Below are 15,755 nucleotides of genomic sequence, written 5' to 3'. Positions count from 1 at the left end.
CAGCGAGGCCAGGGCCCCGGCGGCGGTCCGGCCGGCGGCGACCGCGCGGGCGGCGGGGTCCCCGGCGTGGTGGAGCAGCCACTCGCGCAGCTCCGCCACGGCCGTGGCGGGCAGCAGTCCGGAGCCGCCGCGCGCGGACTCGGGCAGCTCCGGGACGGTGAAGCAGGGCACGTCGCCGAGACCGGCCCGCGCCAGCAGGGCGGTGTACCGGCGGGAGATCTCGTCGGCGACCTGGTGGGGCACCCGGTCCAGCACGGTGGCCAGGGTCACGTCGTACTCGCGGGCGCTGCGCAGCAGGTGCCAGGGGATCGCGTCGGCGTAGCGGGAGGCGGTGGTGACCAGGATCCAGACGTCGGCGGCGCAGAACAGCTCGGCGGCCAGTCGGCGGTTGGCGGTCACCAGGGAGTCGATGTCGGGCGAGTCCAGCAGGGCGAGCCCGACGGGCACGGCCTCGGCGGTCTCGACAGCGAGCGCGGGCGGGGCGTCGGCGTCGCCGCCGTCCGCCGCGTGGTCCTCGTCGGGGAGGGAGAGAAGCCCGTCCTCCGCGGCCCGGCAGTCCTCCCGCCGCGGCGTCCAGACCCGTCTCAGCCGGGGCAGTACGCGGGGTCCGGCGAACCAGTGCTGGTCGGCGGGGTGGCAGACCAGCACGGGCGTGCGCGTGGTGGGCCGCAGCACTCCCGCGTCGCTGACCCGGCGCCCGACGAGCGAGTTGACCAGGGTGGACTTCCCGGCGCCGGTGGAACCGCCGACGACGGCGAGCAGCGGCGCCTCGGGGGCGCGCAGCCTGGGCACCAGGTAGTCGTCGAGCTGGGCGAGCAGCTCGCTGCGGGAGCGGCGGGCGCGCTCGGCTCCGGGCAGCGGCAGCGGAAAGCGGGCTGCGGCGACACGGTCACGCAGTGTGGTGAGCGCGTCGAGCAGTTCGGTCCTAGCTTCCAAGATCGCCACATGCGCAGAATGCCCAATTTCGATTGGTTTCTGAAGCGTATTAGGGCTACAACGGGGTGTTTTGACCCCTGTGGCCCGCGCCGCATCGGAGACAGAGGGCATAACGACTGCACAACACCCGCTCCATCGAGCGTTCAAACCGATGCATGATTCGTACTCGCCTGCGATTATCGGGACCGCTTCACTGAACCTCCACAGGGTGTCGCGGACGTGAAGCAACCGGGAGGAAGCACCCGGGCCCCTATCCTTGTCGCGGCAAGGTCACCCGGGGGCGCTCCGCCGTCCGTCCGCGACCGCATGGGCCCCCGTAGCTCAGTGGATAGAGCAGGCGCCTTCTAAGCGCTTGGCCGCAGGTTCGAGTCCTGCCGGGGGCGCAAACAGCCTCTCACCTGCGAATATAGGTGAGAGGCTTCTTCGTGGCCAGTTCGTACAGCGCGTATAGACCAAGCGCCTCACCTCTTTTACTCTCCGCTCATGGCCACCAGCAAGCCGTACGACATCGGCCCCCTCGCATCCTCCTGGGCCCGCTCCCTGCGCGCCCGCAACCTGAGCGACAACACCCAGCGGATCTACGCCCGCGCCACCGCAGGGCTCCGCGAGTTCCTCCTCACCTACGAGCCCGACGATCCCGATGCCCGGCCAGCCCCGACCGCGCTGGAGGGGAAGACCGGGGTCCACCGCGAGCACATCGAGGTCTACATCACCCGCCTCCGCGAGCGCACCAGCCCGGGGAACGCGCACCAGCACTTCCGGTCGCTGAAGACGTTCTTCAACTGGCTGGTAGACGAGGAGGAGATGGACCGCTCCCCGATGCGCACGATGAAGGCCCCAGAGCTGCCGGAGACGGAGGTGCCCGTCATCCCCGACGACGCGCTGAAGAAGCTCCTCACAGCGTGCAAGGGCAAGGACTTCGAGTCCCGCCGGGACACGGCACTCATCATGATGTTCCTCGACACCGGCGGGCGCCTGTCCGAGATCACCAACCGCACGGTCGAGAAGCTCGACCTGGACCTGATGGTGCTCCACGTCCTCGGCAAGGGCGGCAGGGAGCGCCCGGTGCCGTTCGGCCGGGCGACCGCGCTCGCGATGGACCGCTACCTGCGGGCCACGGGCAAGCACGTCGGCCGCGAGCTGGAGTCGTCAGACCCCCTGTGGTGGGGCGTCAAGAGCCGCCGGGCGCTGACGATCTGGGGCGTCGGCACGATGATCGAGCGGCGCTGCAAGCAGGCCGGCATCCCGCACATCCACCCGCACCAGTTCCGGCACACCTTCGCGCACCTGTGGAAACTGAACGGCGGCAACGAGGACGCGCTCATGCGGATCACGGGCTGGCGGTCCCGGCAGATGCTGTCCCGCTACGGCGCCTCGGCCGGCGAGGAGCGGGCGCGGCAGCAGCACCGGGACCTGAGCCCGGGCGATCGTCTGGCGTGAGGGTCAGCGGGGGTCGGCGGCTGCGTCATCGGCCCCCGCTTGCGGTGGGTTCTGAGCGAACCTCGACGTGCACAGGCGGTTGCGCTGCCATCGACGGGAGTTGATGGCGTCTTGGAACGTCATCGTAAGCGCCGCGATGATCTCCTCCGGGGGCCGGTTGAAATCGATCGCGAGCTGGAAGGTGTCGAGTGAGTCGTATACCGCGACCGGCGCTTCGCCGTGCAGGTCGACTGATTCGACGTAGACGCGTGGTGCGTGCGGAACCTCTGACAATCCGACCCCCATCCCCGCCCGTGGCGACACACGTCGCCGCACGGACGTTCGACAATCGCGAGGCCTGATCACCATACGCTCACGCACGTGCCCTATGGGGTAACCCGAGTGGGTGAATCTGAAACTCCCTTGCCGAAGGGAAACCGTCGATCACTGGTCGCGGGTTCGAGCGCGCTCGATGAACTCGCGTGTGGCGGGCATGTCGCCGTCTGCGTCGGGCTGGTGTGCCACGCGGACCACGGCGTCGGTGTCGCCCGGGTCGGTGTCGAAGGGGTCGTCCAGGGTGAGGCCGAGGTACTGCTCTGCGGCGGCGGCCTGGACGACCCGGCGCGGGACGCCGAGGCCGATGGCGATCGCGGCGACCACATCACGGTCGATCTTGATCTGATGCCCGGCGACGAGATTCCCGACGAGGCTCTTACTGAGCCGTCGGCCGCTCTTGGGGTCGCGAGCGCGCTCGGCGAAGGCGCGGACGGTGAGGGGCCTGCCCTCGCCTACGTGCTCTTGCACGAGGCGGGTCAATGCGTCTCGCCGCTCAGCCATCATGGGCCCTCTCTGCGTCCAGGTGTCCACGGTCCCCCCACTGGAATATGACAAACGTCCCAGTCGGAGGACTGTTAGGCAACCCTCATCCGTGGACACCCATTGTCCACACTCCTGGACGTGCGCGACCACCGGGCCTCGCATCTTTGGCGAGTTGTTAACCGAATCCGTGGACATCCTCCGTCCAGAAAACTGGACAAGCGCTGTACTACGTGCCATGCTTCTCGTGTCCAGAAACGTGGACACGAACGGAGCACCATGCCTGACCGCTACCGCATACACGCCGGTGACCTGCTGCGAAAGCTGATCACCAACCCCAGCAAGGGGGAGCCCGGAAGCGTCCGCGAACTCGCGTCCGCCGCCGGCATCTCCAAGAGCAAGGTCCACGCCCTCACCGGCGAGGATCGGCCAACCGTCACCGGCGACGAAGCGGAGCGCCTCGCGAGGGCCTACCACCTGCCCCCGCGCGCCCTGTTCCACCCTATGTCCACGTCCAGGGACATGGACATCGATCCCGTCACCTCACCCCACAGAGAGGACCCCACCGATGGACCCCGAGGAGAGGTCACTGCGAGCCCGTCTGGCCGTGCACACGAGCTGGGCGAACACGCTCGACCCGAAGTCGCGGACGGCGAAGGCCCGCGCGGCGGCTGACGGCAAGTTCGAGCGCGACGCCCGGGCGCTGCACCCGGACGCCAGCGACGAGCAGATCGCCCGGGTCGCGAAGCACCTGCGGACCGCGCATTACCAGCGGATGGCGCTGCGGTCGGCGCAGGCCCGTCGGGCGAAGGCGGCGGTGAAGCCGCAGCGGCCGGCCGCTGCCTGACCCCCATACGCGAGGCAGGGGCCGCCCGGCTGGACCCGGAGCGACCCCACAAGGCCTCACCCCTACAACCTCTGAAAGAGAGGCAAGGCTCATGAAGCCTATCGGTCCCCCCCAGTTGGCACCGGCGACGGCGCTGGTGCAGCTGATCCAGGAGAACCCGTCGCTGACGCCCGCGACGTGGACGATCGACACCGAGGCCGGGTCGCTGCACGGGCACCTGCACGACGGCGGCATGGAGGCCCTGTCGGCCTACGCCGCGCTGATCGGCGGGGAGGTCGCGCTGTCGCGTGGCTGGCAGCTGCGCGGTGTGGTGGTGCGGACGCACACGCTGAGCGCGGTGTGGCGGGACGTCACGGTGCGGGTGGCTGTGGTGCTGCCGGTGTCCGGTGTGGCGGGTTCGGCGGTGGCGGCATGAGCGACCGTCCGCTGACCCCCGCCGAGCTCGCGGCGACGTTCGAGGCGACCGACAACGTCGCGCTGGCTCGTGAGGAGCGCGCGATGCGCGCCGAGGAGAGTGCCCGCCGGGAGCCGCTGTCGGCGGAGGTGCGCGAGCAGGTCGCCGCGCTGATCGGCGAGGCGAAGCCCGCTACGGACGGGCTGTTGGAGCAGATCGCCAAGTCCATCCGCGACCGCCGCGAGCACGAGCACCCCACGTGGGAGGACCTGTACTGCCTGAACGTCACCTCGTGGATGGGTGAGCGGATGGGCCCGGTGCTGCGGCGCCTGCTGGACGCGGAGGCCCGTGTCGCCGAGCTGGAGCAGCACACCACCACCGCCCGCGTCGAGGCCATCGCCGACGTTGCCGACTGGCTGGACGAGAACGGCCTGAAGGTCGCCGCGCACCTCGTCTACACCTGCGACATCCCGGCGGCCCGCGACATGAAGGTGGTCCCGCAGCAGGCCGCCGAGGGGGGTGGGCCCGCGTGAGCGCGCTGATCGCCATCCTCGCCAGCGCCGCCGGACCCGCCGCCATCGCCGCCGGGATCGTCGCCGAGCACCTCCGCCCGCCCTCGGGCCCCGCCCGCACCCGCCCGGCGCTCGACACGTGCGCGGCCCCCGGCTGCCTGCGGCCCGTGCCCACCGGTGCCACGTGGTGCGGCTGGCCGTGCCGCAACCTCGACGACCGCCTGTACGGAGGCGATGACCGATGACCGACATCGAGCGCATGAGCGCTGACGCCCTGGCGCTGCGCCTCTTCACCAGTCGGGAGCGGGTGAGCCCGGAGGACGCGGCCCGGCTGCTGGCCGAGGTGAAGAGCGTCCACCGTGCCGCGACGCTCCACGAGGCCGCTGACGCCGTGGACGGTGCCTTCCACGGCGAGCCGTTTCTGAACTACCCGCCCGACTTCGCCGAGCTGCTGCGCCGCATGGCCGACGCCGCCGACCGGGACACCGCGAAGGGGGGTGCGGCCAGTGCGTGACTGCGACTGCGGCACCTGCTGCGACACCTGCGGCCACACCGACGACTGCCTGCGCTGGACCCTCCTGCCCGCCGACGACGGTCTGGCCCGCGCACTCGCCGAGGACGGTGCCCGATGACCGTCGCCGTCCCGTCCGCCCGCCGCGAGGAGCCCCGCCCGTGAGCGCCCGGATCACCCTCCACTGCAACCGCCAATGGCGGGACGGCTGCTGCCCCAACTCCCTCATGACCGACGCCCACACCATCGCTGAGGCGCGCGCCGCCGCAGACCGGATCGGCTGGCGCCACCACCCCACCGATGGCACTGACTACTGCCCCGAGCACTCCGGCCGCGGCCCCACCCGACCCGGCGCCCACGTCATCCACCTCCACCCCACCGAGGAGAAGCCCTGATGGACCCGATCGACCGCGAATGGCGAGACCTCGACCTCACGCAGATGATCGACGACTACGAAGCCCAGGATCTCGCGGAAGCGTGGGGGATCATCGACGCCGCCGACGAGGCGGCCGACGAGTGACCGTGCTGATGCTGCTCCTCAGCGACGTGCACGGCGGTGAGGCTGCGTGACGACCGCAACCGGACGCGCCGGGACCGTGGTGGTCCCGGCCGCCCGGCCCGGACTGCACAAGCACTCCAACGGCCGCGGCCACTGGTACACCCTCGACGACCGCAAAGTCCCCGGCGTCACCACCCTCATCGGCGACGGCATCCCCAAGCCCGCCCTCATCAACTGGGCCGCCAAGTCCGTCGCCGAATACGTCGCCGACAACCGCCACGCCGTCACCCAGCTCTGGGACACCATGCCCCGCGCACAGGTCGTCGCCGCACTCAAGGGCACCCCCTACGCCCAGCGCGACGAGGCCGGCCGCCGCGGCACCGAGATCCACCGACTCGCCGAACGTCTCGCGCACGGCGACGAGGTCGAGGTGCCCGACGAGATCGCGCCGCAGGTCGACGCCGCCGTGCGCTGGCTGGACGACTGGCAGCCCCGCGTCCTCATCTCTGAGGCCCCGGTCGCATCCCGCCAGTGGTGGTACGCCGGAACGCTCGACCTCGTTGTTGAGACACCCGACGGCACCCGCTGGATCGTCGACTGGAAGTCCGGCAAGTCCGGGATCTGGGGCGAGGCCGCTTTGCAGCTCGCGGCCTACGCGCACGCCGAGTTCTACCTCGCCGACGACGCCGAGCACCCCATGGCCGACCTCCGCATCACGCGCGGTCTCGGCGTCCATCTCCGCCCGGACGGCACCTACGCCGCCCACGAGGTCGACATCAGCGCGGAGACCTTCACCCATTTCACCCGCGTCGCCTGGCTGGCACGCATCAACAAGGACATGAAGGCCCGGCTCGTGAGCGAGCCGATGCCCACGCCCACCTGGGGGGACACCGCATGACCGAGATCGATATCCGAGAGAACTCCCTCGCCCCGGCCGCGCCAGCCGAGGACGTCCCGCCGCCAGCGCGACGCCGCACCCGCGACCTCGTCGCGTGGGCCGAGGAGGCACGCGCCGCCTACGCCGTCGCCGAGTCGCTGGCGAAGACCTCGTTCGTCCCGGCGCAGTTCCGCGGCAAGCCCGGGGAGTGCACCGCGGCGATCCTCACCGGGAACGAGATGGGACTGTCCCCGATGGCGTCGCTGCGGTCGTTCGACCTGATCCAAGGCACCCCGGCGATGCGGGCGAACGCGATGCGCGGCGTGGTGCAGTCCCGCGGCCACGAGATCTGGGAGGAGAAGATCAGCCCCACTCGCGTGGTGGTGTGCGGGCAGCGGAAGGGCTCGGACAAGGTCCACCGCTCGGAGTGGACCATCGAGCGGGCCGAGGGCCTTCGGCTGACGGGCAAGGACAACTGGAAGTCCCAGCCCCAGGCGATGCTGCTAGCCCGCGCGACGGCCGAGGTGTGCCGGATGACGGCCTCAGACGTGCTGTACGGCGTGCCGTACGCGGCCGAGGAGCTCGCCGACCAGGACGAGACCGGGGCCGCGGACAAGCCGCGCAGGAAGGCCCGCCGGAAGGCGGCCGAGGCACCGCCCGCGCCCGAGCCGGAGTTCCCGCAGCCGGAGCCGGAGGAGCCCGCAGGGCAGGTGACGAACCGGGAGGAGCAGCCGGAGACCGTCGAGGAGTTGTCCGGCGAGCCGGGTGACCCGTGGGCGGACGGCGCGGAGCCCGCGGCCGGCGGCTGGCCGACGGTGGCGCGGCCCGGTCAGGGGGTGCCCGCGTGATGTTCGGACGCCGCCGAGAACTCGCCGCTGAGAACCGCGACCTGTGCGCCCGCCTCGCCACCATGCGAGACCAGCGCGACGACGCCGAACGCCGCGCCGCGTCGGCGGAGGCCGCCGCGAAGCGCACCCACGACCGCAACCGCGTCCTGACCGAGCTGCTGGACGAGGCCCGCCACGCCAACGGCGACTACGACCTCGACCGCATGGAGGCCCGGCTAGAGCGCGCGCTCCGCGCCGTCGCCCGCCTCCGCGCAGAGAACACCGACCAGCGCGCCCAGATCCGCTCCGTGACAGACCAGCTCATGCACGCCATGGGCTACACCGACGCCGAACTGCGGCTCCTCGGAGTCGACCCGGAGGTGACGGCATGACCGCCCAGTCCGGTGTGGCCGCGCTCGCCACCGAACTCGACAACACCCAGACGCAGCTCATCACCACGCAGCGGGTCGTCGCCCAGCACATCGCCGACGGCCTCACCGCAGGCGGCCCCACCGCGGTCCTGGCCCGGTCGCTGGCGACGGAGCTGGACGCGGCCGGCGTGCCGATCGACCAGCACATCACCCGCGCGGGGGGTGGCCGCTGATGGCGCACCTGCCCCGCTGGGTCACCTCCGGCCCCGAACCCACCCCCGCGCAGCGCCGCGCAGCGTCCCGCGTCGTCCTCCGCCACGCCCGCTCCCGGGAGGACCTGCGACGGCTGCTGGACGCGCTCGGCCTCAGCCAGAAGGACGGTGCCCGGTGACCGCCCAGACGACCCTCTTCGACACCACCACCCCCGACTCCACCCCGACCCCGGCCCCGGTCGTCCCCGCCCTCCCGGCGGGGCCGGCCGACCCGGCCGCCCCCCTCGTCATCGGCCTCGACCTCTCTCTCACCTCCACCGGCACCGCCGGAGAAGGCTGGGCAGACCGCATCTACGTCGGCGACCGGTTCCGCGGAGACATCCGCATGGACTGGCTGGAGCAGCAGGTCATCTCCTACATCCGGCACGCCGACATGGTCGCCATGGAAGGCCCGAGCTACGGGCACGGCGCGATGGCCGGGCACGAGGAGCTGGCGTGGCTGCGGTGCGCGATCCGCCTGTACTGCCACCGCCAGCACATCCCGTACGCCGTCATCCCGCCGTCGTCGCTGAAGTTGTACGTCGCCGGCCACGGCAAGGCCACGAAGGGCGAGATCCGCAGCGCCGTGGCGGACCGGTACGGCATCCATACCGAGGGCGGCGGCCGCTACGACATGGCCGACGCCTACGGCGTGTTCGCCGCCGCACGGGACTGGCTCGGCTTCCCCCTCGCCGAGGTGCCGGAGCGTCAGCGGCGCGCGCTGGACGGCTGCCAGTGGCCCGACCGCGACACGGTGGTGACCCGCCGATGAGCCGCGACTGGATGGACCACGCCGCATGCCGTGACGTCGACCCTGAGCTGTTCTTCCCCGACACCGGCGGCCCCAACAAGAACACCGAAATCGCCCTCTCCTACTGCGCCCGGTGCCCCGTGCTCGCCGACTGCCGCGCCTACGCCGACCACATGGAGAGCCAGCGCGGCGACCGCTACTCCAGCGGCATCTGGGGCGGCACGACCGAGCGGGAGCGGCTGAACGCCCGCCGCAGGGCCGCCCGGAAGAGAGCGGCCGCGTGAGAGGCCTGGACGCCCTGTACGCGGAGGAGTGGCCCACCGGCCAGTTCGGCGGCCCGCGCCCCGCGTGCGGCCCCGGTCCGGACCCCCAGGCCGCCGCCCACCGCGCCGAGCTGGAGGCCGCCCTGGACGGCTGGCATCCGCCCCGCCGGCACCTGCATGCCGTGCCCGCCGAGCCGGACGCCGGGAGACGAGCGGCATGACCCGGTGGCCACCGGCTGATCTCCCCGGCCTCCACGTCGACTGCGGCGAACGGGCTCGGGGCGGCCGGTGGTGGCACTTCCCGTCCGCTGATTACCGGTGCGCACGGTGCGGCTGGACGGACCACGCGAGCGGGGACGCGGTCGCGCAGTTCGTGGCGACCGTACCCGCCCTCCACCGAACCCACTGCCCCAACCCGAAGAACGGACAGAACCGATGACCTACTTCCACGGCGGGTACCCCGGCCTCAAGCCCGGCGACTGGCTCCTCCCGCCCGACGCGACCGGCACCGACCACCGCCTCTCCTCGTACGCCGCTGTCCTCGGAGGCCCGGCCCACGCCACCCGCACCGATGTCGTGTACCTCGCCACCGACCGGCAGGTCGCCCGTGTGTACGCCGCGTTCTACCCCGACGGCGCCCTCTACATGGCCACGCCGGAGAGCCCGGTGGACCCGGACCCCGACTGCAACGTCCCCGGCCTGTCCTGGCAGTGCCCCCGCGCGGTCGTCGTCGCCGTGATCGACCCGGTGGTGCTGTTCCGGTCCCGCACGCCGGAGCGGTGGCTCCGGATGCTCGCCGGAACCATCCCCGCCTGACCCCGCCGCGCGCCCCGGGGCGGGGCCGGCCACCCGCCCCCCGCCCCGGGAGCACCAACCCACCTACCCCGCACCACAGGAAGAAGCCACACATGCCCTGGGTCCGCCTCGACGACAGGTTCCCCTCCCACCGCAAGGTCGCCCTCCTCTCCGACCGCGCGTTCCGGCTGTACGTCTCGGCGCTCTGCTGGTCCTCGGAGAACCTCACCGAAGGCCGGATCCTCGACAAGGAACTCCCCCTGATCTCCCGCGTCCGCGGCGTGAAGACCGTCGCGAAGGAGCTGGAGGACGCCCGGCTGTGGGACCGCATCGAGGGCGGGTGGGAGATCCACGACTACCTCGAATACAACCCGGACCGGGCCCGGGTGCAGGCCGACCGGGCAGCGAACGCCGCTCGGCAGAAGGCGTTCCGGGAGCGGAAGCGGGCCGAGCGAGAGGCCGCCCGGAAGGCCGAGGAAGACGCCGCGCGTAACGCCCCCCGTAACGCCGTTACGGACAACGCCGGAATGCACGACGGCGACACGACAGACGCACGACGGCGACACGACGGCGACACGAACGCGACTCGAACCCGTCCCGAAAACCAGTCATCACCGCAGGTCAACCCGTTTCGTAACGGCGTTAGTAACGGCCCCCCGTCCCCATCCCCGTCCCGTCCGGTACCTCCTACGGAGGTACCTCCTCCCCCTCCCCCCTCCAACGGAGAGCCCGGCACCGACGTGGTCGCCGCCAGCGGACGAGGAGAAGTCCAACCCCTCATCGACGCCATGGCCGCCCGCGGCATGAACGTCTCCTGGACCTTCAGCAGCCAGGAATGGCTCGAACTCCGCGACGCCATCCGCCGCGTCGGCGTACCCACCCTCGTAGACCACGCCGCCCGCGCCTGGACCGCCGCCAAGAACCAGCCCTACAGCGCCCGCTACTTCCTCACCGGCTGGACCGGCCTCCACGCCCCGCCCGCCTACACCGGACCCCGGCCCGTCGCCCCACCCTCGCCCGTCACCGAATACCTCGAAGACATGGCCGCCATCGCAGAAGAGATGCGGCAGAAGAAGACCGGAGGAGCCTGATGGAACCCGAACTGATCCCCCAGTTCATCGCCGAGGTCGCCCTCGCCGACCCCCGCGTCCGCCGCGAAGACCCCATCGAACGCCGCGCCCAGGCCCACATGTGGGCCGGCATCCTCACCGACGTCCCGTACGAGGCCGCCGTCCGCTACGTGCACGAGCACTACGCCCGCTCGCAGTGGCCGATCCTCCCCGCGGACATCGCCGCCCGCTGGCAGGCCGAAGTCCGCGACCGCATGAACCGGCACGCCGACCCCGCGCCGCCCGTCGACCCCGACGACTGGCAGGCCTACACCGAGCAGCTGCGCGCCCACCGCACCGCCGTCGCCCTCGGCCACACCGCACCCGTCGAAGCCCGGCAGCTCACCAGCGGCGGCCCCGCCGACGGCGACGTCACCGCCACCGTCAGCCGCATCGGCCGCTACATGCCTGCCGAGTTCGACCAGTGGCGCCCCACCCGCCGCGGACGCCTCACCACCACCGGCACCGACCCCCTATCGGTGCCCTGCCCCTGGGACGCCTGCCGCGCCCCCGCAGGGCAGCCCTGCCGCATCGGCCGCCGCGCCCGCACCACGCCCCACCCCAGCCGCACTGACGCCGCCAGCGGCCAGCAGCAGCGCGAGACGGCCTGACCGCCGCGCACCCGGTTCCACACGCCCACACACCCAGGAGCAACCCCGCGATGCCCGACACCGTCGACCGCACTCAGCAGCCCCGCCACCCCGTCCCCGCCCACATCCCCGCCCACATCCCCGCCCACCTCCACGAAGCCTTCGCCACCACCAAGGGCCGGGCCATCACCCACCCCGCCTGCCCCTTCAAGGCCGGCGACCCCGTCCAGCGCCACGGCTACAGCGGCAACTACGACCGTCTCAGCAAGACCGGGTTCCGCGGCTGGGTCGTCGGCACCGTCGGCGCGACCGTCCTCACCGGCATCACCACCAACGGCGAGGAGTGGTGGGAGGAGTGGGGTCTGCTCGAACCCGACGGCCAGCCCGTCGACCTGTGGAGCGGCTGCACCTGCTGCGCCGCCGAGCGCCGCGAGCTGCTGCGTGCCTACCTACTACGCCCGGGAGCGCGCCGCCGGTCAGCAGCTCGACCTCTTCGCGGAGGTGTCCCGGTGAGTGCCGCGTCGTCTGTCCCACGTGGTGAGCACACCCCGCGCCCCGGCGCCCGCTGGGAGACCCGCCTCCAGTGGACCGGCGAGGAGGTCGTCATCGACGACGGTGCCGAGCCCCCGCGGCCAAACCGCGCCACCCGCCGCGCCGCCGCCCGCACCCGCCGCACCAGGAGCCGCTGATGCCCGCTCAGCGTGTCCGCTGCCCCCGCTGCGGCCAACAACCCCGCCCTCACCCCCACAGGCCGCCTGTGGGCCCACGGAGCCCCGCGCTGCCCCGAATCCGGCACCCGGCCCACCCAGCCCACGACCATCCCGACCGTGGACATGCCGCTCCGCCTGTGGGACTGGCCCATCCACACCGTGCCCATCCGCGGGGGCCTGCTGTGACCGGACTGTCGGCCGCACTCAGCCCGGTCGCCGGGGCTGTGCTGGCCGCGCTGCTGATCCTCACCCCCGCCTACATCGCCCTGACCGCACCCCGACACCGAAAGAGGACCCGACGATGACCGACCACACCGAGCGCCCCGCCGACAAGCCCAAGCCGGCCCCTGGCCCGATGCCCGCGATCCTGGCCCGGCTGGACGCGCTGAAGGCCGAGCACGACCGCGCGGTTCAGGAGCCCGCCGCCCCGGCCCCAGCCGCCGACAACCTCCGCCAGCAACTCGCCGCCGCGATCCTCGCCGAACGGGACCGGAAGGGAGGATGCCGGAACGTCACTGCCCTCGAACTCGCTGACGCCATCACGGCCGAGACGAAGCGCCTCATGCAGCGCCGCACCACCACCCTGCGCAAGCGTGCCGAGCGCGCCGAGGCAGCCCTCCAGCGCGTCCGCGCCCTCACCACCGAGCACCCCGTGACCATCGACACCGCGCTCATCCACACCGCCCTCGACCCCCGCCAGTAGCCACCCCCTGCCCGGCCGCCCCACCGGCCGGGCCCCACGCCCGGGTGGCGGAACGGCAGACGCCGCGATCTTAAAAATCGCTGCCCCACGTGGGCGTGCGGGTTCGACTCCCGCCCCGGGCACCCCTGACCAGCAACACAGGAGCACCCATGAACACCACCGCCCAGCACCTCCAGACCATCATCGACGGCTGGCCCCACCTCACCGACATGCTCGACACCCACACCGACACCCCCTGGCCCCCCGCCAGCCGCTACACCGACTACGAAACCGCGCTCCTCGCGACGGTCCGGCCCCGCGCGACGGTCACCGAACTCGAAGTGCCCGCCGGGCAGCCCCCGCTGAATCTGGAGGTGCTCGACACCCGCCGCGCCGTCACCGCGGCACTCCTCGCCACCGCCGACCACACCGCCGCACAGATCCAGCGCGCCCCCCTGTCCGTCGACCTCGCCCGCGGCTGGACCGACCCCATCCACCGCCAAGCCGCGCTCCTCGCCGCACGCGACGCCGCCGACCCCCGCCGCTGGCCCTACGACCCCACCGACCCCCGCCGCACGGCCGTGTACGCCGCCGTGTGGCTCCAGCAGCGACTGGACGACACCACCGCCCCGGACGGCCCGTTCCGCCCACTCACCGTCCAGCAGCACGACCGCATAGCCCACGTCGCCGCCGAGGCCGCCCGCCGCATCCAGATGATGCTCGCCACCGCCCGCCGCCGCGAGCGCCTCCCGCACCCGTGCCCGCACTGCCGTGGCCGCCTGGTGGTGGAGGGCGGCGACGGGCGGCCCCCGGTGGTGCGCTGCGGCGGGTGCGGCTGGGCCAGGACGGCGGAGGAGACCGCGGCCTGACCCTGGGCATGGCGGAGCCCCCGGACCCACACAGGCCGGGGGCTCTGTCGCGCGCGACTATGACGGCATCCGCTCGTCACCCACGCGGGCCAGCAGATCCGCCATCTGGTCGACCACGCCCCGGTGCGCGTGGTCGCCTGCACTGGGCTGGCGGACGCCCCGCCGGGACGAGGTGAGTGTCGCCGTGTACAGCGTCGCCTCCTCGTCCAGCCATGCGCTCAGCTCCCGGCACACGGCCTGCACCACCTCGCTGCGGGTGGCACCGGGCCCCGCCGTCTCGGCCGCCACATACAGACGGTGCGTCAGCTCTCCGTTCATGTCTCCTCCGTCTTCCTCGGCCGGTGCTTCCCCGACCCTGAGTAGCCCCGCTCGATGTCCTGCACCGTGCTGAGCCCCAGACCGAGCCGAGCCGCGATCTGCCGGTAGGAGACCTTCTGCGCCCGCAGAGACAGCACCAGATCCCGCCGCTCCTGCTTCCAGCGGGCATTGCGCTTCACCTGCTCCGCCATCACGCGGCTCATCGCCCTCACCCGCGCCTCGGGGTCCTCGATCCGCTCCACTTCGTCAAGCGCGTGCGACACCCGCTGCACCTCCTCGTCCATGTCGGCCCCTTCGGATTCGGGTGGGCCGCTTGCCATGAGCGTACGGGATCCCGTACGGTCACTGGAAGTAGCCCAGCTACAACGCGAAACGGCCGCCGCCCCGTTGCTGCCAGGCTCACGGGACGGCGGCCGGCCAGACACCTGACAACCCAGGAGCTGACCGCCATGCAGCGTACCGACGCGCCCCCACCCCAGCCCAGCACCCCGGCCACCACCCAAGCCGACGAAGCCCTCCACCGCGCCCAGGACGGCCACGACATCCGCCGCATCCTCACCACCGTCGCCGACAGGCTCTCCACCCTCAACCCCCAGCGGCCCATGGACGACGGCGCGCTCCTGGTCCTCGCCCACCGCGCCGCCGACCCCCGCGGTACCGGCCGCTGCGCCCTCCTGCGCACCGCCAACGCCGCCCGCGCCCAGGCCCCGCAGATCCTCCCCGGCGACACCCGCGCCGACTACGCCACCCGCATCCGCCTCCACCTCGCGGGGGTGCACGCCTGATGGCCGAGCAGGACCTGGAGGAGTACCGCAAGGCCCAGGCCGAGCGCGCCGAGCGCGAGGCCGCCGCCCGCGGACAGCTCGCCGACGCCCGCACCCACGCCGCCGAGGCCGCAGGCGCGGCGGGGCGGAGGCCGACCCGGTGACCGACCAGACCGAGCCTCAGACCCCCCTCTGCCCCGCTCACCACACCACCGTCGGCAACTTCTGCCCCGCTTGCAGCCGGGACTTCTTCGCCCTCCTCGGCGCCAACGGCCTCGTGCACACCCCGGCCCCCGGCGTGCTGGACGACCGTGACCGCCCTCTCCCGGTCGGCCCGACATGCGACTCGATGAACCACAACAGCGTGGGCGACGAGGTGCTTTGCGAGCGCTCGGCCCGCCATGAGGGCGACTGCGACGACGGCACGGGCCGCATGTGGACCCACGAGGACGACTGCGGGTGCTTCGACGACGCCTTGCCCACATGACCCGCCGCCCCACAGCCTGACCGCCACCCCCGCCCCGGCCGGGCCCTGTCGGACCGGGTGACGTAACGGGGAGAGCCGTACCGTCCGGCAGGCGGCTCACGAGACGATGTCCTTGGTGCGGAAGTGGCGGAAGGCCAGGGCGAACAGCACCAGCGCG

The 15,755-nt window shown here is 72.4% G+C and carries 32 protein-coding genes and 2 tRNA genes; 30 read left to right on the top strand and 4 right to left on the bottom strand.

Annotated features, from left to right (window positions below; all coding sequences use genetic code 11):
- On the bottom strand, nt 1–936 hold a 936-nt coding region (locus tag LJ221_RS18240), incomplete at its 3' end, for a GTPase domain-containing protein (RefSeq protein WP_241717801.1).
- Between the two features lie 310 nt (nt 937–1,246).
- Between LJ221_RS18240 and LJ221_RS18235 the strand changes: the two genes are divergently transcribed.
- Together LJ221_RS18235 and LJ221_RS18230 are read left to right on the top strand one after the other, a co-directional pair.
- A tRNA-Arg gene (locus LJ221_RS18235) sits at nt 1,247–1,319 on the top strand.
- 100 nt (nt 1,320–1,419) lie between these two features.
- Entirely contained in the window at nt 1,420–2,376 is a 957-nt protein-coding gene (locus LJ221_RS18230; RefSeq protein ID WP_241717800.1) for a tyrosine-type recombinase/integrase, read from the top strand.
- 423 nt (nt 2,377–2,799) lie between these two features.
- Here the strand turns inward: LJ221_RS18230 and LJ221_RS18225 are convergent, their stop codons facing one another.
- Nucleotides 2,800–3,159: a hypothetical protein gene (locus tag LJ221_RS18225; protein ID WP_241717799.1), complete on the bottom strand. Its 360-nt coding sequence runs from the start codon at nt 3,157–3,159 to the stop codon at nt 2,800–2,802.
- Between the two features lie 580 nt (nt 3,160–3,739).
- On the opposite strand from LJ221_RS18225, the gene LJ221_RS18220 reads away from it, so the two are divergent.
- The 25 genes from LJ221_RS18220 to LJ221_RS18115 all read left to right on the top strand — a co-directional run bounded on the left by LJ221_RS18220 (nt 3,740) and on the right by LJ221_RS18115 (nt 14,029).
- Nucleotides 3,740–4,018, top strand: coding sequence for a hypothetical protein (locus LJ221_RS18220; protein WP_241717798.1), 279 nt, complete (start codon nt 3,740–3,742; stop codon nt 4,016–4,018).
- 91 nt (nt 4,019–4,109) lie between these two features.
- A complete protein-coding gene (locus tag LJ221_RS18215) occupies nt 4,110–4,433 on the top strand; it encodes a hypothetical protein (protein WP_241717797.1) in 324 nt (107 codons plus the stop codon).
- The gene (locus LJ221_RS18210) at nt 4,430–4,945 is read left to right on the top strand and encodes a hypothetical protein (RefSeq protein ID WP_241717796.1); all 516 of its coding nucleotides are present in this window, start codon (nt 4,430–4,432) and stop codon (nt 4,943–4,945) included. Before LJ221_RS18215 ends, LJ221_RS18210 begins: the two co-directional genes overlap by 4 nt.
- Nucleotides 4,942–5,169, top strand: a complete 228-nt coding sequence (locus LJ221_RS18205; RefSeq protein WP_241717795.1) for a hypothetical protein — start codon at nt 4,942–4,944, stop codon at nt 5,167–5,169. Before LJ221_RS18210 ends, LJ221_RS18205 begins: the two co-directional genes overlap by 4 nt.
- Entirely contained in the window at nt 5,166–5,438 is a 273-nt protein-coding gene (locus LJ221_RS18200; protein ID WP_241717794.1) for a hypothetical protein, read from the top strand. Before LJ221_RS18205 ends, LJ221_RS18200 begins: the two co-directional genes overlap by 4 nt.
- Nucleotides 5,431–5,556 (top strand): hypothetical protein, encoded by a 126-nt coding sequence (locus LJ221_RS23525; protein WP_302852031.1) that lies wholly within the window; start codon nt 5,431–5,433, stop codon nt 5,554–5,556. Before LJ221_RS18200 ends, LJ221_RS23525 begins: the two co-directional genes overlap by 8 nt.
- A 40-nt stretch (nt 5,557–5,596) precedes the next feature.
- Nucleotides 5,597–5,830, top strand: a complete 234-nt coding sequence (locus tag LJ221_RS18195) for a hypothetical protein (protein WP_241717793.1) — start codon at nt 5,597–5,599, stop codon at nt 5,828–5,830.
- The gene (locus tag LJ221_RS23520; RefSeq protein WP_302852030.1) at nt 5,830–5,955 is read left to right on the top strand and encodes a hypothetical protein; all 126 of its coding nucleotides are present in this window, start codon (nt 5,830–5,832) and stop codon (nt 5,953–5,955) included. Before LJ221_RS18195 ends, LJ221_RS23520 begins: the two co-directional genes overlap by 1 nt.
- A 46-nt stretch (nt 5,956–6,001) precedes the next feature.
- Nucleotides 6,002–6,832, top strand: a complete 831-nt coding sequence (locus LJ221_RS18190) for a PD-(D/E)XK nuclease family protein (RefSeq protein ID WP_241717792.1) — start codon at nt 6,002–6,004, stop codon at nt 6,830–6,832.
- Entirely contained in the window at nt 6,829–7,659 is an 831-nt protein-coding gene (locus LJ221_RS18185) for a hypothetical protein (RefSeq protein WP_241717791.1), read from the top strand. The genes LJ221_RS18190 and LJ221_RS18185 overlap by 4 nt, the downstream gene beginning before the upstream one ends.
- Nucleotides 7,659–8,030, top strand: coding sequence for a hypothetical protein (locus LJ221_RS18180; RefSeq protein WP_241717790.1), 372 nt, complete (start codon nt 7,659–7,661; stop codon nt 8,028–8,030). The genes LJ221_RS18185 and LJ221_RS18180 overlap by 1 nt, the downstream gene beginning before the upstream one ends.
- The gene (locus tag LJ221_RS18175) at nt 8,027–8,242 is read left to right on the top strand and encodes a hypothetical protein (protein ID WP_241717789.1); all 216 of its coding nucleotides are present in this window, start codon (nt 8,027–8,029) and stop codon (nt 8,240–8,242) included. The genes LJ221_RS18180 and LJ221_RS18175 overlap by 4 nt, the downstream gene beginning before the upstream one ends.
- On the top strand, nt 8,242–8,400 hold the full coding sequence (locus tag LJ221_RS18170) for a hypothetical protein (RefSeq protein WP_241717788.1): 159 nt from the start codon (nt 8,242–8,244) through the stop codon (nt 8,398–8,400). Before LJ221_RS18175 ends, LJ221_RS18170 begins: the two co-directional genes overlap by 1 nt.
- Nucleotides 8,397–9,032: a hypothetical protein gene (locus LJ221_RS18165; protein ID WP_241717787.1), complete on the top strand. Its 636-nt coding sequence runs from the start codon at nt 8,397–8,399 to the stop codon at nt 9,030–9,032. Before LJ221_RS18170 ends, LJ221_RS18165 begins: the two co-directional genes overlap by 4 nt.
- Nucleotides 9,029–9,295 carry a WhiB family transcriptional regulator gene (locus LJ221_RS18160; protein WP_241717786.1) on the top strand — a complete coding sequence of 89 codons (267 nt, stop codon included), beginning with the start codon at nt 9,029–9,031 and terminating at the stop codon, nt 9,293–9,295. Before LJ221_RS18165 ends, LJ221_RS18160 begins: the two co-directional genes overlap by 4 nt.
- Complete coding sequence (locus LJ221_RS18155; RefSeq protein WP_241717785.1) at nt 9,292–9,495, top strand: hypothetical protein; 204 nt, start codon at nt 9,292–9,294, stop codon at nt 9,493–9,495. The genes LJ221_RS18160 and LJ221_RS18155 overlap by 4 nt, the downstream gene beginning before the upstream one ends.
- 214 nt (nt 9,496–9,709) lie before the next feature.
- Nucleotides 9,710–10,090, top strand: coding sequence for a hypothetical protein (locus LJ221_RS18150; protein ID WP_241717784.1), 381 nt, complete (start codon nt 9,710–9,712; stop codon nt 10,088–10,090).
- A 92-nt stretch (nt 10,091–10,182) separates the two neighbouring features.
- Nucleotides 10,183–11,160, top strand: a complete 978-nt coding sequence (locus LJ221_RS18145) for a hypothetical protein (protein ID WP_241717783.1) — start codon at nt 10,183–10,185, stop codon at nt 11,158–11,160.
- Entirely contained in the window at nt 11,160–11,789 is a 630-nt protein-coding gene (locus tag LJ221_RS18140; RefSeq protein ID WP_241717782.1) for a hypothetical protein, read from the top strand. Before LJ221_RS18145 ends, LJ221_RS18140 begins: the two co-directional genes overlap by 1 nt.
- Nucleotides 11,790–11,839: 50 nt before the next feature.
- Nucleotides 11,840–12,457, top strand: coding sequence for a hypothetical protein (locus LJ221_RS18135; RefSeq protein WP_241717781.1), 618 nt, complete (start codon nt 11,840–11,842; stop codon nt 12,455–12,457).
- Nucleotides 12,458–12,469: 12 nt separating this feature from the next.
- Nucleotides 12,470–12,664: a hypothetical protein gene (locus LJ221_RS18130; RefSeq protein WP_241717780.1), complete on the top strand. Its 195-nt coding sequence runs from the start codon at nt 12,470–12,472 to the stop codon at nt 12,662–12,664.
- Nucleotides 12,661–12,783, top strand: coding sequence for a hypothetical protein (locus tag LJ221_RS23515; RefSeq protein ID WP_302852029.1), 123 nt, complete (start codon nt 12,661–12,663; stop codon nt 12,781–12,783). The genes LJ221_RS18130 and LJ221_RS23515 overlap by 4 nt, the downstream gene beginning before the upstream one ends.
- Nucleotides 12,780–13,181, top strand: a complete 402-nt coding sequence (locus LJ221_RS18125) for a hypothetical protein (protein ID WP_241717779.1) — start codon at nt 12,780–12,782, stop codon at nt 13,179–13,181. Before LJ221_RS23515 ends, LJ221_RS18125 begins: the two co-directional genes overlap by 4 nt.
- 38 nt (nt 13,182–13,219) lie before the next feature.
- Nucleotides 13,220–13,303: transfer RNA gene (locus LJ221_RS18120), tRNA-Leu, on the top strand.
- Between the two features lie 27 nt (nt 13,304–13,330).
- Nucleotides 13,331–14,029, top strand: coding sequence for a hypothetical protein (locus LJ221_RS18115; protein WP_241717778.1), 699 nt, complete (start codon nt 13,331–13,333; stop codon nt 14,027–14,029).
- A gap of 57 nt (nt 14,030–14,086) precedes the next feature.
- Here the strand turns inward: LJ221_RS18115 and LJ221_RS18110 are convergent, their stop codons facing one another.
- Together LJ221_RS18110 and LJ221_RS18105 are read right to left on the bottom strand one after the other, a co-directional pair.
- Nucleotides 14,087–14,347, bottom strand: coding sequence for a hypothetical protein (locus LJ221_RS18110; protein WP_241717777.1), 261 nt, complete (start codon nt 14,345–14,347; stop codon nt 14,087–14,089).
- Nucleotides 14,344–14,631: a helix-turn-helix domain-containing protein gene (locus LJ221_RS18105; RefSeq protein ID WP_241717776.1), complete on the bottom strand. Its 288-nt coding sequence runs from the start codon at nt 14,629–14,631 to the stop codon at nt 14,344–14,346. The genes LJ221_RS18110 and LJ221_RS18105 overlap by 4 nt, the downstream gene beginning before the upstream one ends.
- Nucleotides 14,632–14,796: 165 nt before the next feature.
- On the opposite strand from LJ221_RS18105, the gene LJ221_RS18100 reads away from it, so the two are divergent.
- Genes LJ221_RS18100 through LJ221_RS18090 form a run of 3 tightly spaced genes read left to right on the top strand, consistent with a single transcriptional unit; the run spans nt 14,797 to nt 15,598 of the window.
- On the top strand, nt 14,797–15,132 hold the full coding sequence (locus tag LJ221_RS18100) for a hypothetical protein (RefSeq protein ID WP_241717775.1): 336 nt from the start codon (nt 14,797–14,799) through the stop codon (nt 15,130–15,132).
- A complete protein-coding gene (locus LJ221_RS18095; RefSeq protein ID WP_302852028.1) occupies nt 15,132–15,275 on the top strand; it encodes a hypothetical protein in 144 nt (47 codons plus the stop codon). Before LJ221_RS18100 ends, LJ221_RS18095 begins: the two co-directional genes overlap by 1 nt.
- Nucleotides 15,272–15,598: a hypothetical protein gene (locus LJ221_RS18090; RefSeq protein WP_241717774.1), complete on the top strand. Its 327-nt coding sequence runs from the start codon at nt 15,272–15,274 to the stop codon at nt 15,596–15,598. The genes LJ221_RS18095 and LJ221_RS18090 overlap by 4 nt, the downstream gene beginning before the upstream one ends.
- Nucleotides 15,599–15,755 lie beyond the last annotated feature (157 nt).

This window comes from Streptomyces sp. CNQ085, from assembly GCF_022614595.1.
Taxonomy (GTDB): domain Bacteria; phylum Actinomycetota; class Actinomycetes; order Streptomycetales; family Streptomycetaceae; genus Streptomyces.
The sequence above is the reverse complement of the archived record's forward strand: the minus strand, read 5'-3'. Positions and strand labels throughout refer to the sequence as shown.